At 65.5% G+C, this 15,735-nt stretch carries 14 protein-coding genes and 1 riboswitch; of the genes, 9 read left to right on the top strand and 5 right to left on the bottom strand.

The window, feature by feature from the left end; all coding sequences use genetic code 11:
- Positions 1-4: 4 nt before the first annotated feature.
- The 3 genes from mmsB to chvE form a co-directional block, all read right to left on the bottom strand.
- Positions 5-1,285 carry a multiple monosaccharide ABC transporter permease gene (gene mmsB / locus NIBR502771_RS00990; protein WP_141158070.1) on the bottom strand — a complete coding sequence of 427 codons (1,281 nt, stop codon included), beginning with the start codon at positions 1,283-1,285 and terminating at the stop codon, positions 5-7.
- A 4-nt stretch (positions 1,286-1,289) separates the two neighbouring features.
- Entirely contained in the window at positions 1,290-2,819 is a 1,530-nt protein-coding gene (gene mmsA / locus NIBR502771_RS00985; RefSeq protein WP_141158069.1) for a multiple monosaccharide ABC transporter ATP-binding protein, read from the bottom strand.
- Between the two features lie 107 nt (positions 2,820-2,926).
- Positions 2,927-4,054 (bottom strand): multiple monosaccharide ABC transporter substrate-binding protein, encoded by a 1,128-nt coding sequence (gene chvE / locus NIBR502771_RS00980; protein WP_210411293.1) that lies wholly within the window; start codon positions 4,052-4,054, stop codon positions 2,927-2,929.
- Between the two features lie 268 nt (positions 4,055-4,322).
- On the opposite strand from chvE, the gene araB reads away from it, so the two are divergent.
- The 7 genes from araB (at position 4,323) to NIBR502771_RS00945 (ending at position 10,816) form a co-directional block, all read left to right on the top strand.
- On the top strand, positions 4,323-6,083 hold the full coding sequence (gene araB, locus NIBR502771_RS00975; protein WP_141158068.1) for a ribulokinase: 1,761 nt from the start codon (positions 4,323-4,325) through the stop codon (positions 6,081-6,083).
- Positions 6,080-6,808, top strand: coding sequence for an L-ribulose-5-phosphate 4-epimerase (locus NIBR502771_RS00970; RefSeq protein ID WP_141158067.1), 729 nt, complete (start codon positions 6,080-6,082; stop codon positions 6,806-6,808). The genes araB and NIBR502771_RS00970 overlap by 4 nt, the downstream gene beginning before the upstream one ends.
- Positions 6,809-6,853: 45 nt before the next feature.
- Entirely contained in the window at positions 6,854-8,374 is a 1,521-nt protein-coding gene (gene araA, locus NIBR502771_RS00965; protein ID WP_141158066.1) for an L-arabinose isomerase, read from the top strand.
- A 43-nt stretch (positions 8,375-8,417) separates the two neighbouring features.
- Entirely contained in the window at positions 8,418-9,434 is a 1,017-nt protein-coding gene (locus NIBR502771_RS00960; protein WP_141161359.1) for a LacI family DNA-binding transcriptional regulator, read from the top strand.
- A 76-nt stretch (positions 9,435-9,510) separates the two neighbouring features.
- Positions 9,511-9,714: a hypothetical protein gene (locus tag NIBR502771_RS00955; RefSeq protein ID WP_141158065.1), complete on the top strand. Its 204-nt coding sequence runs from the start codon at positions 9,511-9,513 to the stop codon at positions 9,712-9,714.
- Between the two features lie 92 nt (positions 9,715-9,806).
- Positions 9,807-10,109, top strand: a complete 303-nt coding sequence (locus NIBR502771_RS00950; RefSeq protein ID WP_018762118.1) for a DUF4193 domain-containing protein — start codon at positions 9,807-9,809, stop codon at positions 10,107-10,109.
- A 158-nt stretch (positions 10,110-10,267) separates the two neighbouring features.
- Positions 10,268-10,816: a hypothetical protein gene (locus NIBR502771_RS00945; protein ID WP_141158064.1), complete on the top strand. Its 549-nt coding sequence runs from the start codon at positions 10,268-10,270 to the stop codon at positions 10,814-10,816.
- 70 nt (positions 10,817-10,886) lie between these two features.
- On the opposite strand, the gene NIBR502771_RS00940 is transcribed toward NIBR502771_RS00945, so the two are convergent.
- Entirely contained in the window at positions 10,887-12,443 is a 1,557-nt protein-coding gene (locus NIBR502771_RS00940; RefSeq protein ID WP_141158063.1) for an APC family permease, read from the bottom strand.
- A gap of 221 nt (positions 12,444-12,664) precedes the next feature.
- On the opposite strand from NIBR502771_RS00940, the gene NIBR502771_RS00935 reads away from it, so the two are divergent.
- The gene (locus NIBR502771_RS00935; protein ID WP_141158062.1) at positions 12,665-13,144 is read left to right on the top strand and encodes a Dps family protein; all 480 of its coding nucleotides are present in this window, start codon (positions 12,665-12,667) and stop codon (positions 13,142-13,144) included.
- Between the two features lie 87 nt (positions 13,145-13,231).
- On the opposite strand, the gene NIBR502771_RS00930 is transcribed toward NIBR502771_RS00935, so the two are convergent.
- Positions 13,232-14,788 (bottom strand): MFS transporter, encoded by a 1,557-nt coding sequence (locus NIBR502771_RS00930; RefSeq protein WP_141158061.1) that lies wholly within the window; start codon positions 14,786-14,788, stop codon positions 13,232-13,234.
- 82 nt (positions 14,789-14,870) lie between these two features.
- Here NIBR502771_RS00930 and NIBR502771_RS00925 point away from each other — a divergent pair, with 82 nt between their 5' ends.
- A complete protein-coding gene (locus NIBR502771_RS00925) occupies positions 14,871-15,407 on the top strand; it encodes a TetR/AcrR family transcriptional regulator (RefSeq protein WP_141158060.1) in 537 nt (178 codons plus the stop codon).
- Between the two features lie 91 nt (positions 15,408-15,498).
- Positions 15,499-15,596, top strand: a riboswitch (glycine riboswitch).
- Positions 15,597-15,735: the final 139 nt, after the last annotated feature.

Genomic DNA, 15,735 nt, shown 5'->3' with positions numbered 1-15,735 from the left:
CCGCCTACTTCACGCCTGCCTCCACCGTTTCGCTGGCGGCCGGCGCCGGCTTTTCCCGGGCCGGCGGAGGGCTGGTCTTGAGCTTGAAGCGCTTGCCAATCTCCCCTCCGCCGCCGCTGCGGTTCTTGTTGAAGATGTCAAAACCGACGGCGACCAGGAGTACCAGGCCCTTGATGAGCTGCTGGTAGTCGGTGCCCAGTCCCAGGATGGACATGCCGTTGTTCAGTACGCCCATGATGAGGCCACCGATCATGGCTCCGGCTACTGTTCCGATACCGCCGGTGACAGCTGCTCCACCGATGAATGCTGCCGCGATGGAATCGAGCTCGAAGCCGGTTCCGCCGGCGGGCTGGGCGGAGTTGAGCCGGGCGGTGAACACCAGGCCCGCCAGCGCGGAGAGGACGCCCATGTTCACGAAGAGCCGGAACGTGACGGCCTTGGTCTTGATGCCTGACAGTTCGGCGGCGTGGAGGTTGCCGCCGATAGCGTAAGTGTGGCGGCCGAAGACGCTGTTGTTCATGAGGGCGGTGTAAGCGATCACCAGGGCAGCAAGGACCACCAGGACGATCGGAGTGCCCCGGTAGGACGCCAGCAGGAACGTGATGACCAGCATGAGCAGCGCGGTGAAGGTGGTCTTGATGACAAACCAGACCAGGGGTTCGCTTTCGAGGTCGAACTTGCGGCGGATCCTGCGCTCCTTGAAGGCCTGGATCAGCAGGGCCGCCGTGGCGCCGAGGCCCAGGATGACGGTGAGCCATTCCAGCACGGAAGTGCCGCCGGAAATGTCCGGAAGGAAGCCGCCGCCCAAGGCCCGCAGTTCCGCGGGGAACGGGGTGATCTGCTGGTTCTTGAGCGTGATGAGCGTCAGCCCGCGGAAGATCAACATGCCGGCGAGCGTGACGATGAAGGCGGGAATCCCCACGTAGGCGATCCAGTAGCCCTGCCACGCGCCGACCAGGGCTCCGACCAGGAGGCAGGCCGGGATGGCTGCCCACCACGGCCAGCCCCAGTGCACGATCATGACCCCGGCCACGGCGCCGATGAACCCTGCCACCGATCCAACGGAAAGGTCGATGTGCCCGGCGATGATGACCATCACCATGCCGATGGCCAGGATGAGGATGTAGCTGTTCTGGACCACCAGGTTGGTGACGTTCTGCGGTTCCAGCAGGATTCCGCCGGTCAGTCCCTGGAACAGCAGGACGATCAGGATCAGGGCAACGAAGATGCCAACCTGGCGGAGGCGGCTGGTGAGGAATCCAAGCGATTCTCGTAAGGCGGACATGTCGCTATTCCTTCTCTTTGGTCATGTAGTGCATCAGGGTTTCCTGGGTGGCGTCGGCGATGGGCACTTCGCCTGTGATGTGCCCGGCAGCGAGGGTGTAGATGCGGTCGCAGATTCCCAGGAGCTCGGGTAGCTCCGAGGAAATGACAATGACGGCTTTTCCTTCGGCGGCGAGCTTGGCGATGATTGTGTAGATCTCGTACTTGGCGCCGACGTCGATGCCGCGGGTGGGTTCATCAAGGATGAGCACGTCGGGATCGGAGAACATCCATTTGCTGAGAACCACCTTCTGCTGGTTTCCACCGGACAGCTTCCCGGTAACGGCAGCCACCGACGGGGCTTTGATGTTCATGCTCTTGCGGTAGCCGTTGGCCACCACCGTCTCCTGGTTCTTGTCCACGAAGCCGCGTTTTGCCAGCTTGCGCAGGGATGCCAGGGAAATGTTCCGCTTGATGTCCTCGATAAGGTTCAGGCCGTAGTGCTTGCGGTCTTCGGTGGCATAGGCAATGCCGTGCCTGATGGCGTCAGACACCGTGGCGGTGTTGATTTCCTCGCCGTACTTGTAGACCTTCCCGGAGGTGGCGGTGCCGTAGGTCCGGCCGAAGACGCTCATGGCAAGCTCGGTGCGCCCGGCGCCCATGAGGCCGGCCAGCCCTACCACCTCGCCTTTCCTGACGTGCAGGTTGGCATTGTTGACCACCATGCGGCTGTGGTCCTGGGGGTGGCGCACGGACCAGTCCTCGATCCGCAGCACTTCCTCGCCGATGTTCGGTTGGCGGTCCGGATACAGGCTTTCAAGGTCGCGGCCCACCATGCCGCGGATGATCCGCTCCTGGGTGATCTGGCCTTCGTCGAGCCGCAGGGTCTCGATGGTCTTGCCGTCCCGGATGATGGTGACGGCGTCCGCCACCCTTCGGATCTCATTGAGTTTGTGGCTGATGATGATGCTGGTGACGCCCTGTCCCTTCAGGTGGAGGATCAGGTCCAGGAGGTGGCCGGAGTCCTCGTCATTGAGGGCGGCCGTGGGTTCGTCCAGGATCAGCAGCTTCACCTCCTTGGACAGGGCCTTGGCGATCTCCACCAGCTGTTGCTTGCCCACGCTGATGTGCTGCACCGGTGTGACGGGATTTTCGTCGAGGCCTACGCGGGCCAGCAGCTTCGCGGCCTCCAGGTTGGTCTTGCGCCAGTCCACCCATCCGTTGGTGGCCTGTTCGTTGCCCAGGTAGATGTTCTCGGCGATGGAGAGGTACGGGCTCAGGGCCAGTTCCTGGTGGATGATGACGATTCCGCGCTTCTCGCTGTCCGAGATGCTGGAGAAGTTGCACGGTTCGTTTTCGAAGAGGATCTCCCCGTCAAAGGAGTTGTGTGGATAGACGCCGGACAACACTTTCATGAGCGTTGATTTGCCGGCACCGTTTTCGCCGCAGATGGCGTGGACCTCGCCGCGGTTTACGTCCAGGGTGACGTCCTGGAGGGCCTTCACGCCCGGGAACGTCTTGGTGATTCCTCGCATCTGAAGAATGGGTGTGTTCATCGGTCAATTCCCACTGACTGGTCGGAGCTGGGCCGTCCTGCTGCTGCAGGAGGCGGCGGGAGGGGCTGTGGCCGGATGGAGGTCCGGCCACAGCCTCCGGACGCTGACTACTTGACGTCGGAGTCCTTGTAGTAACCCGAGTCGATCAGTTCCTTCTTGTAGTTGTCCTTGGTGATGATCAGGGACTTCAGCAGGAAGGCCGGGACAACCTTGACCTTGTTGTTGTAGGTCTTGGTGTCGTTGGTCTCCGGTTCCTGGCCCTTCAGCACTGCATCGACCATCTTGACGGCCTGCGCGCCGAGCTGGCGGGTGTCCTTGAAGATGGTGGAGTACTGCTCGCCGGCGATGATGGACTTGACAGAGCCCTTTTCGGCATCCTGGCCGGTAACAACCGGGAGGCTGCCCTTGGCGTAGCCGCCGGTGCTGGTGAGGGCCGAGATGATGCCGATGGACAGGCCGTCATACGGGGACAGGACGCCGTTCAGCTTGGTGCCTGAGCTGTAGGCGGAGGTGATGATGTCCTCCATGCGCTTCTGGGCCACGGGGGCCTGCCAGCGAAGAATGGCGGCCTGTTCGAACTTGGTCTGGCCGCTGGGGACCTTCAGGGTGCCGGCGTCCATGTACGGCTTGAGGGTGTCCATGGCGCCGGTCCAGAAGAAGTTGGCGTTGTTGTCGTCGGGGCTGCCGGCGAAGAGCTCAATGTTGAACGGGCCCTTGCCGTCGACCTTCTTGCCGCTGGCATCAACGAGGCCGAGGCCGGTCAACAGCGAAGTGGCCTGCTGGACGCCCACAGTGTAGTTGTCGAACGTGGTGTAGTAGTCGACGTTCGGCGTGCCGTTGATGAGGCGGTCGTATGCGATCACTTTGACGTTCTGCTCCTTGGCCTTGGCCAGGACGTCGGTCAGGGTGGTGCCGTCAATGGCGGCAATGATCAGGGCCTTGGCGCCCTTGGTCAGCATGTTCTCGATCTGCGAGACCTGGGTGGGGATGTCGTCATTGGCGAACTGGAGGTCTGTCTTGTAGCCGAGGTCCTTCAGGGACTTTTCCACGTTGGCGCCGTCGGCGATCCACCGTTCGGAAGTCTGCGTCGGCATCGAGATGCCTACCAGTGAATCGCTGGGCTTCGCGGCACCGCTGGATTCGCTGGCCCCGCCGCGGGAGCCACAACCGGTGGCGCCCACCGTCAGGGCGACGACGAGGGCCACCGCGCCCATCAGTTTCTTGATTCTCACCATTTTCTCCTTCCGCGGCAGCACTGCCACGAAGCGTTGGTGGACCAGGCAGCACCTATGCTCCCTGGTCCTGGCCACATTGTTGATGTGTCGGTTCAATATAGACTGATTTGTGAACGCTAACAAGAGTGTCCAGCCGGAATCCCCGAAAACTTTCCAGCTCATTGACTTCCAGTTTGTTAGCGTTCACACTAGCTGCAGCACGTAGCTCCACCCTGACCCCTACAAACCCGGTAATGAGGCCCATGCCTCCCGGACGGAGGCAACCCCCATGCCAGATGCGCTGACCACGTCCAGCTCCGAGCCCAGCCATGACCACTGCGTCATCGGCGTGGATTACGGAACCCTTTCAGGCCGCGCCGTGGTGGTGCGTGTCCGCGACGGGAAGGAGCTCGGCAGCGCGGTCCATGCGTATCCGCATGCCGTGGTCACCGACGTCCTGCCCCGGGATACAGCGGGCGACGACGGGGCCCGGCTTCCTGGGGAGTGGGCGCTTCAGGTGCCCAATGACTACCGGGAGGTTCTTCGCACTGCCGTCCCGGCAGCGGTGGCCGACGCCGGGATCGACCCGGCGGCCGTCGTCGGTATTGCCACGGATTTCACTGCCTGCACCATGGTTCCGGTTAAGTCGGACGGCACGCCCCTCAACGAACTGCCCGGCTTCGCGAACCGTCCGCACGCCTATGTAAAGCTCTGGCGCCACCATGCTGCGCAGGGCCAGGCCGACCGGATCAACCGGCTCGCCGCCGAACGCGGCGAAGACTGGCTTCCCCGCTACGGAGGACTGATCTCCTCCGAATGGGAGTTCGCCAAGGGACTGCAGCTGCTGGAGGAGGATCCGGAGGCCTACGCCGCCATGGACCACTGGGTGGAGGCGGCGGACTGGATCGTCTGGCAGCTCTGCGGCCGGTATGTCCGCAACGCCTGCACTGCCGGTTATAAGGGCATCTACCAGGACGGCCGGTATCCGTCTGAAGAGTTCCTGGCCGCCCTCAACCCTGACTTCAAGGATTTTGTCAGCTCCAAGCTGGAGCACACCATCGGCCGGCTGGGTGATGCCGCCGGCACCCTGACGGCGGAGGCCGCCGCCTGGACCGGGTTGCCGGAGGGCATCGCGGTGGCCGTGGGAAACGTTGACGCCCACGTCACCGCCCCGGCCGCGAAGGCCGTGGAGCCCGGCCAGCTGGTGGCGATCATGGGCACCTCCACCTGCCACGTCATGAACGGCAGCGAACTGCGGGAAGTGCCGGGCATGTGCGGCGCCGTGGACGGTGGAATCGTTCCGGGCCTGTGGGGCTACGAGGCAGGACAGTCAGGGGTGGGGGACATCTTTGGCTGGTTCACCAGGCACGGCGTCCCGCCCGAATACCACCAGGCCGCCAAGGACGCCGGGCTGGGGATCCACGAGTACCTGACCGAACTGGCTTCCCGCCAGGCCATCGGGGAGCACGGCCTGATCGCGCTCGACTGGCATTCGGGAAACCGCTCGGTCCTGGTGGATCACGAGCTATCCGGCATGGTGGTGGGCCAAACCCTGGCCACCAGGCCCGAGGACACCTACCGCGCCCTCCTGGAAGCCACGGCCTTTGGAACCCGCACCATCGTGGACGCCTTCCGCGACGCCGGAGTCCCGGTCAAGGAATTCATCGTTGCCGGCGGGCTGCTGAAGAACCGGCTCCTGATGCAGATCTACGCCGATGCCACCGGCCTGCCTCTGTCCACCATCGGCTCGGAACAGGGACCGGCACTGGGTTCTGCTATCCACGCCGCCGTCGCAGCGGGAGCATACGCGGACATCCGCGAAGCCGCCGCGGCCATGGGCGCCGAGCCCGGCGAGGTCTACACCCCAATCCCGGAAAACGCGGCCGCCTACGACGAGCTGTTCCAGGAGTACCGCACCCTGCACGACTACTTCGGCCGGGGCAGCAACGATGTCATGCACCGGCTCAAGGCCATCCAGCGCAAGGCCGCCCAGGCGGCCCGGCCCGGAGCAGGCGTCGCCGCCAAAGCAACCGTGGGGGTGTCCGCATGACCGCCGGAACAGGCGCCGGAACCGGCCTCCTGGAAACCATCGCCCGGATCCGGACGGAGGTGTGCGCCCTGCACGCCGAGCTGACCCGCTACGAACTGGTGGTGTGGACCGCAGGCAACGTTTCCGCCCGGGTGCCGGGCACCGACCTCATGGTCATCAAGCCCTCCGGGGTCGCCTACCAGGACCTGACCCCGGAACAGATGATCGTGACGGACCTGTACGGCACCCCGGTCAGGGGCACCAATGTTGGCGGCAGCGGCACGGTGGACTGGGGCAATCCCGCGCTGTCGCCCTCGTCGGACACCGCCGCGCACGCGTACGTGTACCGGCACATGCCGGAGGTGGGCGGGGTGGTGCATACGCACTCAACGTACGCCACCGCCTGGGCTGCCCGGGGCGAGGCCATCCCCTGCGTGCTCACCATGATGGGGGACGAGTTCGGCGGTTCCATCCCGGTGGGACCCTTCGCCCTGATCGGTGACGACTCGATTGGCCACGGGATCGTGGAGACCCTGAAGAATTCCACGTCCCCGGCCGTCCTGATGCAGAACCACGGCCCCTTCACCATCGGCAAGGATGCCCGCGCCGCCGTCAAGGCCGCCGTCATGTGCGAGGAAGTGGCGCGCACCGTGCACATTTCCCGGCAGCTGGGCGAGCCGCTTCCCATCGACCAGGCCCACATCGACTCCCTTTATGCCCGCTACCAGAACGTCTACGGCCAATAACACGCACCGGCCACCAACCGGCCAGAAAATCTTTCCAGGAGAATCATGAGTACCGCTGCAACCACTTCCCTCGACGGCTACGAAGTCTGGTTCCTCACCGGCAGCCAGCACCTCTACGGCGAGGAAGTCCTCAAGCAGGTGGCCGCGCAGTCGCAGGAGATCGCCAACCAGCTCAACGCCTCCTCCGCGGTGCCCGTGCGGATCGTCTGGAAGCCGGTGCTCACCGACTCGGATGCCATCCGCCGCACCGCGCTGGAGGCGAACGCCGATGACTCGGTTATCGGCGTGACGGCCTGGATGCACACCTTCAGCCCCGCCAAGATGTGGATCCAGGGCCTGGACCTCCTGCGGAAGCCCCTGCTGCACCTGCACACCCAGGCCAACCGGGACCTGCCCTGGGCGGACATCGACTTCGACTTCATGAACCTGAACCAGGCAGCACACGGTGACCGCGAGTTCGGGTACATCCAGTCCCGCCTGGGCATTGCCCGGAAGACCGTTGTCGGGCATGTCTCCAACCCCGAGGTCGCCCGCCAGGTGGGATCCTGGCAGCGCGCCGCCGCTGGCTGGGCAGCCGTCCGCACCCTGAAGCTCACCCGCTTTGGCGACAACATGCGCAACGTCGCCGTCACCGAAGGCGACAAGACCGAGGCCGAGCTGCGGTTCGGCGTTGCGGTGAACACCTGGTCCGTCAACGAACTCGCGGACGCCGTCCACGGCGCGGCGGAGGCCGACGTCGACGCCCTGGTGGCCGAGTATGAGGACCTTTACGATGTGGTGCCGGAGCTCCGCGCAGGCGCGGCCCGGCACGAATCGCTGCGGTACGGCGCCCGGATCGAACTGGGCCTGCGCAGCTTCCTCGAAGCCAATGGTTCGGCCGCGTTCACCACGTCCTTCGAGGACCTCGGTGCCCTCCGCCAGCTGCCCGGGCTCGCCGTGCAACGGCTCATGGCCGCCGGTTACGGGTTCGGCGCCGAAGGCGACTGGAAGACCGCCATCCTGGTGCGCGCCGCGAAGGTGATGGGCGCGGGCCTGCCCGGCGGCGCGTCCCTCATGGAGGACTACACGTACCACCTGGAGCCCGGGTCCGAGAAGATCCTGGGCGCCCACATGCTGGAAGTTTGCCCTTCCCTGACGGCAGCAAAGCCGCGCCTGGAAATCCACCCGCTGGGCATCGGCGGCAAGGAAGACCCGGTCCGCCTGGTGTTCGACGCCGACGCCTCCGCGGGCGTCGTCGTCGCCCTGTCCGACATGCGGGACCGGTTCCGCCTGGTGGCCAACGCCGTCGACGTCGTCCCGCTCGACCAGCCGCTGCCCAACCTCCCCGTGGCCCGCGCTCTCTGGCAGCCGAAGCCCGACTTCGCTACCTCCGCCGCCGCCTGGCTCACGGCCGGCGCAGCCCACCACACCGTGCTCTCCACCCAGGTGGGCATGGACGTTTTCGAGGACTTCGCCGAGATCGCCAAGACCGAACTCCTTACTATCGACGAAGGCACCACCATCCGCCAGTTCAAGAAGGACCTGAACTGGAACGCCGCCTACTACAAACTGGCCGGCGGGATCTGATCCGGTGGCAAAGGTCCCGGCGGCGGCCAGGGACGGGAACCCCGTGACGGACAGCGTCCCGCGGCGGCTGCCCAGGCTCGAGGATGTGGCGGCACGTGCCGGGGTATCGCACCAGACCGTCTCACGGGTGGTCAACAACCACCCCAACGTGAGTCCCGGCACCCGCCGGAAGGTGGAAGTTGCGATCGCGGAACTCGGCTACCGCCGCAACTCTGCCGCCCGAAGCCTGGTCACCCGGCGCTCGCAGGTCATCGGCGTCCTGGGCAGCGAGCTTTCGCAGTACGGCCCGGCCAATACCCTGCTCGGGGTGGAACGGGCTGCGCGGGATGCCGGCTACTTCGTCAGCGTCGCGGCGCTGCGCGAGGTCACCCGGGACGCGATCCTGGACGCCGTCCGGCACTTCCTGGACCAGTCGGTGGACGGAATCGTGGTCATCGTCCCGCACCTGGAAACGCTGGCTGCCCTGGCGGAACTGCCCATCGGAGTGCCGGTGGTGGCCGTGGGACCTGACGGCAATGACACCGTGGGCGGGGTCAAGGTGGACCAGCGGCGCGGCGCCGAACTGGCGGTGGAACATCTCATCGCCCAGGGGCACGTCCGGATTGGACACGTTGCGGGGCCGCAGGACTGGATCGACGCCGTAGCCCGCGCCGAGGGCTGGCGGGCAGCCCTCTGCTCCGCCGGGCTCGCGGCAGACCTGGTCACCGAGGGTGACTGGAGCGCGGGCAGCGGATACGAGATCGGCCGGCGGCTGGCCGCCGGCCGCCGCGCCACTGCCCTTTTCGTCGGCAACGACCAGATGGCCCTTGGGGTCCTGCGTGCCCTGGACGAGGCGGGCATCAGGGTGCCGCAGGATGTCTCAGTGGTGGGCTTCGACGACCAGCCGGAGGCCGGCTACTTCAGTCCGCCTCTGACGGTGGTCCGCCAGGACTTCGAAGAACTGGGCCGGCGGTGCATGGACATGATGCTCACCGCTTTCCACGGCGGGGACGGGCCGCGGACCCTGGTGGTGGAGCCTGAGCTCATCGTGCGCAGAAGTACGGCGCCGCCCGCCCCGTAGCGTGGCCGGCGCCGAATTAATCAGCGGGAGACCCGCGCGAAACGTGGCCACAACAATAGCTGCGTAGTTTTCAGGCATGACCGCTACCTTGCTCATCCGCCTCCGCGACTGGCTGCTGGACTCCGTCACCTTCGACTCCGAAACGGACGCTGCCGGTGCCATGGCCGACGCCACCCGCTGGGGCTGGCTGCCGGCCTTGAGCGGGGTGTCCATCGGAGCCGGCCACGCCCGCTCGGAGCACGCAGGAACAACGGCAGAAACCGGCCCAGTGTCTGGTTAAGCACACTATTGCGCCGGTAGCGGGATCATGCCCTAAACTGCTTCACTGAGGTGCCTGAAATGGCGCTGCGCAGCAACGAAAGTGAACATGCTATGGCTACCGATTACGATGCTCCACGCAAGCAGGAAGAAGAGTCGCCGGCTGACTCCCTCGAGGCCCTCCAGGCATCACGGAGCGGCAACGCGCAGACCGCGGTTATCGATGTCGACGAGAATGACACCGCTGAAGGTATCGACCTGCCCGGCGCAGACCTGTCCAATGAGGAACTGACGGTCATTGTGGTTCCCGAACAGTCGGACGAGTTCACCTGCTCGTCGTGCTTCCTGGTCCGCCACCGCTCGCAGGTCGCCCGCGAAAAGGACGGCCTGAAGTACTGCCGCGACTGCGAAGGCTAGAATCCCATCCTGGTTTTCCCGGCGCCGGCCACCTCACCCGAGGTGGCCGGCGCTTCTTTGTCCCCGGACGCCGTCGTTATCAAAATGGACCTCGTTTCCGCCCGCCAACGCTCCTACGCTGGAAGCATCCAATAGCCCTTATTTTGGGTGGCACCACAATGAAAAAGTTCTCCATCTGGCTCGCGGCCATCCTGCTGGCGGTCGGGCTGGGAATCGTCGTCGAGGGGCCCGCCTCCGCGGCTCCCTACTGCGGACTCACATGGGGTTCGCTGATCAAGTCGGACGGCGCCATGGGCCGCGTGCCCGTGACGAACGTCCGGACCGGGCAGCACTATTGCTTTGACCGGCTGGTGGTTGACCTGGGCGGCGCGCCGGCCCCCGGCTACACCGTGCGCTACGTCCCGCAGGTCATCCAGGACGGCTCGGGCGCAATCGTGCCCACCCGGGGCGGCGCCCGGCTGCAGGTCGTCGTCAAAGCGCCTGCCTACGACGCCAACGGCCAGCCCACCTACACACCTGCCGACAAGGCCGGGCTCTCCGACGTTTCCGGATACCAGACCTTCCGCCAGGTGGTCTGGGCCGGAAGCTTCGAGGGCCAGGCCACCATCGGCGTGGGCGTTCGTGCCCGCCTCCCGTTCCGGGTGTTCGCCCTTGACGGTCCGGGCGCCGGCTCCCGCCTGGTCATCGACGTGGCGCACTACTGGTGAGCCGTCCGTCGCCGCCACACCGAAAAGGTGCCGGGCCCCGGTGGGGGCGCGGCACCTTTTGGGTTGGAAGTTATTCCGGAACCACCAGCGCGGGGGTGTCCTGCTTGAGGGTTTCGCCGCGGAAGAAGCCCGGGTGCGTACGGGACATGACCAGCATGACCACGGCGCCCAGGGCCAGGATGCCGACGCCCAGGATGAATACCAGGCCTATGCCAAACACCTCTGAACCGCTGCCAAACTCAGGTGCCAGGCTGTCCATGGCGGTCTGGACGAATACTACGAACAGCCCCACGCCGCCCATCACCGGGCACACCAGCCGCAGCACGAAGTGCCGCATGCTGTTGAACAGGCTGTGGCGGAAGTACCACGTGCAGGCCAGGGCGGTGAGGCCGTAATAGAAGCAGATCATCAGGCCCAGGGCCAGGATGGTGTCGTTCAGGACGTTCTCGCTGACCACATGCATGACTGCGTAGAACCCAGCAGACATGACGCCGGCGGCGATGGTGGCGAAGCCCGGCGTGGAAAACCTGCTGCTGATGCGGCTGAAGGGTGCCGGCAGCGCGCCGTAGTGTGCCATGGCCAGCAGGCTGCGCGAGGGCGACATGAAGGTTGACTGCAGGGACGCGGCGGAGCTGGACAGCACGGCCAGGGACATCAGGATGGCGAACGGGCCCATGATGGGGGAGGCCAGCGCCGTGAAGATGTTCTCGTGGTTCTCGGCGTTGTTCAGCCCGTTCCCGGTATCGCCGACGCCGGCGAACATCATGGTGGCGATGCTGACCAGCAGGTAGATGGCAAGGACGATGACGGCGGTCAAGGTACCGGCCACGCCGGCGGTCTTCTTGCCGTTGGCTGTTTCCTCGTTGACCGTCAGGCAGACATCCCAGCCCCAGTACACGAAAATCGAGAGGGAGATGCCGGCGGCGATCTGTCCGAACGTCTCGATCTTGGTGACGTCGAACCAGTCCCAGCTGAACGGGATTGCTGTTTCCGAGGTGGACCAGTTGGCGAAGGCCATGGCCACGAACAGGCCCAGCACCAGCAGCTGGAAGCCCACCAGGCTGTATTGCACCAGCTTGGTGGTGTGCAGGCCGCGGTAGCTGACCCAGACGGCCAGCGCCACGAAGACAAAGCAGGTGATGACGTTCAACGCCTTGTTGTCCGCGAGGTCCGCCAGTTCGGGGGAGCCGGTGAGCTGGGAGAGGAAGAGGTAGAAGAAGTCGACGGCGACGCCGGCCAGGTTGGACAGCACGATGATGTTGGCGGCGAGCAGGCCCCACCCGCCCATCCAGCCGATCCACGGACCGAATGCCTTGGTCACCCAGGTGAAAGTGGTGCCGCTGTCCGGGGAGTCGGCGTTGAGCTCCCGGTAGGCGAGCGAGACCAGGATCATGGGGATGAACCCAATGAGGAAAATGACGGGCAGCTGCAGGCCGGCTTCATTGACGGTGGGCCCCAGTGCGCTGGTGAGGGTGTAGGCGGGGGCAATGGTGGAAATGCCCAGGACGACGACGGCCAGGAGCCCGAGCTGGCCGCCCTTGAGTCCCTTGGCGCTGACGCCGTCCGCGGAGGGCGCGTGCGCGTGCGGGCCGGGTTTGGCAGTACTGGTGCGGATTGTCTCTGTCATGGCACCACTTTCTGGAAGGCTGTGAGACGGAGGTCACTATATGAATGGCGTTCATTTAGTATGGGGGTGCCCCGCCTGTGATGCAAGACGCAATATGAATCACATTCGTTTATGACTGGTTTCCGAAATTAGTAAGCTCACTGAGAAATTGCCTTTAGCCCTGCCGCCGCGCCGTTCGGGGCTGGTAGCGTCTGCCGTACTGGACCAATTGAGGAGGATGCATGAAAGCTTCACCGACACTGACCAACAACCTGCAGGCCGTCCTGGCGGACCTGATCGAGCTCCACGTTCAGGGCAAGCAGGCGCACTGGAACATCGTGGGCACCAACTTCCGCGACCTTCACCTGCAGCTTGACGAGATTGTGGACGCTGCCCGCCAGTTCGCCGACGACACCGCCGAGCGCATGCGCGCCCTGCACGCGCTTCCCGACGGCCGCAGCGCCACCGTTGCCGAGACCACCAGCCTGGCCCAGTTCCCGGAAGGGCTGATCAGCACCGCGGATGCCATCGAGCGGATCGTCGCTGCCATGGAAGCGGCCGTGGGCACCATGCGCAAGGTCCATGACGAAGTGGATGAGGAAGACCCCACCTCCGCGGACCTCCTGCACGAGTTCATCGCCCGGCTGGAGCAGTTCGCCTGGATGGTGCAGGCGGAAAACATGAAGCCCACCGCCAAGGTCACCGCGGCCGACTCCAAGTAGCGGGCAGTCCACACGGGCGTCCGGCGCCGGCGGATCCCGCCGCGCCGGACGCCTGGCTGTTGTCCGGGCAATACTGCGGATGTTCCGCTAAGCCGCTTTGGGCACTTTCCGGAGGACGACGGCGGCGAGCACTGCCGCCGTCGCCATGAGGACCAGCCCAATTGCCGCCGTAACGTGCACGCCGGAATCGAAGGCGGCCGCCGCAGCGTCCTTGAGGGCTCCGGCGAGCGGTGCCGGCACCAGGTTGGCTGCGTCCACCGCACCGGCCAGCGTTTCCCTGGCGTTGTGCAGCGAGGTTCCGGGCAGCATGGCCTCCAGCCCCGCCGGCAGCCGGAGGTTCTGCTGGTAGGACGCGGTCAGGATGGAGCCCAGCACCGCGGTCCCCAGCAGCGATCCCACCTCGTAGCCCGTCTCGGAAATCGCTGCCGCAGCGCCGGATTTCGCCGGCGGGGCCGAGCCGAGGATGAGGTCGTTCGAGATGGTTTCCGCCGTGCCTACGCCCAGCGCCAGGACCAGCAATGCTGCCAGCAGCAGGGGCGGGCCCCCGCCGTCGTTACCGAAGGCCACCATGCTGTAGCCGACGGCACTGAAGGACAGGCCCGCGGCCACGACGTACCCCGGACGCACCTTCCGGACCAGCGGGACCACCACCAGCCCTGCCGTCACTGTGGCTGCCAGGGCCGGGAGCATGGCAATGCCCGCCGCCGACGGTGTCATCCCCTCCAGGAGTTGGAGGTGCTGGGCAAGGAAAAGGATGAACCCGTTGAAGGAAAACAGGGCCAAAACGTTGGCGCTGATGGCCATGCTGAACACCCTGTTGCGGAATAGTGACATGTCCAGCAGCGGGTGCTCCAGCCGGTGCTGGCGCCGCACGAACACAATGCCCATGGCCAGGCCGAAGGCTATGCTTCCCAGCCCGGCCGGCCCCGGACCTTCGGTGGCTACTGACTTTACGCCGTAGACGGCGGGCACCATGACCAGCATGGATAGCAGGACGCTGGGAATGTCCGCTCTTCCCGGCGCGGGATCCCTGGACTCCGGAATGAAGGCCGGCCCCAGCGCCAGCAGGGGCAGCATGAGTGGCACGGCCACCAGGAACACGGCACCCCACCAGAAGTGCTCCACCAGCCATCCACCGAGGATGGGGCCCAGGGCGGCGCCGCCGGAGAATCCGGCAGCCCAGATGGCAATGGCCATCCGCCGGCGGTTGGGCTCCGGGAAAATGTTCCGGATCAGCGACAAGGTGGACGGCATCAGCATGGCGCCGAAGAACCCGAGCGCCGCGCGGCCGGCGATCAGCCACTCCGGGGTGGGCGCGAATGCCGTGGCGGCGGACAGCCCTGCGAAGCCCAGGCTGCCGACGACCAGCAGCCGCCGCCGCCCAATCCGGTCGCCGAGGCTTCCCATTGATACCAGCAGCCCTGCCAGGACCAGTGGATAGGCGTCCACGATCCACAGCAGCTGCAGGCCCGTCGGTTCCAGGGCGCGGGCGATGGCGGGCAGGGCGAAGGTCAGGGCGGTATTGTCCACTGCCACCAGCAGCACGGGAAACATCAGCAGCCCCAACGCGAGCCAATCCCGCCACGGTGGCCGCATGGCGGAGCTGTCCCTTTGTAAGGAGGCCGGGCGAATGGAGATCGTCATGTAATAACTGTACCGTCTGGACGGTATAGTTTGAAACCGAAGCATTCCTTCTTCCCTGCCGGTGGAGGGCATGATGGAAGGCATGCCCCGAAAGCCTGTAGCCCGTGATGCGGTCCTTGACGCCTTCGAGTCCCTGCTGATCGAAGTGGGGGAGCGCGCTGCAACCCTCGACGCCGTAGCCCGTAAGGCCGGGGTGTCCAAAGGTGGCCTCCTCTACCACTTTCCCAACAAGGAAGCGCTCATCGCCGTGCTGCTGGACCGCCTTGAGGGGTTGGCCAAGGCGGATGCCGACGCGATGGCTTCGGCCAGCGAAGGTGCCGCCGCGTATTTCATCCGTTCCTCTGTCTGGGCGGATACTCCTCTGGACCGGGTCATTGTGGCCGCCACGCGGCTTGCCGAGGTGGCGCATGAGGAGACCCGCCGCCGGTTCGCCGCCATCCAGCAGCGGTGGCTGGACGAGATTGCTGCGGATGTGGGGCCCGGCCTGGCCAGGGCTGTCCTGTATATGGGTGACGGTTTGTACTTCAATGCCATGCTTTCCGTGGGCCCTGCGCCGGAAGGCGGAGCAGCCGCTGACGTGGAGGAACTCCTGGCCGCGTTGGAACGGCTCCGCAGGTAGTTTTCCATTTGCCGGAGGGCTTCTGGCGTAGGACAATGGAGAGTTGTGAGGGCTGTCACCGGCCGTCATGATCCAACAAATGAATAGCCTTTGATCTGCGGCGGGAGAGTTCTGCCGGAAGTACAGGCAGGCGCCGTAGGAGCAAATCCTCCCCAGGAATCTCGCAGGCCCCTGTACCGCCGCGGCGAGGCACCTCTGGAAAGCAGCAGGCAGTTGTCCGGCCTCCCTTGGGGGAAGCGGAACGGCTGTTGTGCTCACCGACGGTGCAAGCGGTTCCTGCGCAGGCAGGCGACGCGGAAACTCTCAGGTCCAATACAGAGCGGGGAGG

Source organism: Pseudarthrobacter sp. NIBRBAC000502771, from assembly GCF_006517215.1.
Taxonomy (GTDB): domain Bacteria; phylum Actinomycetota; class Actinomycetes; order Actinomycetales; family Micrococcaceae; genus Arthrobacter; species Arthrobacter niigatensis.
Note: the sequence above shows the minus strand (reverse complement) of the source record. Positions and strands in the feature narration are given on the sequence as shown.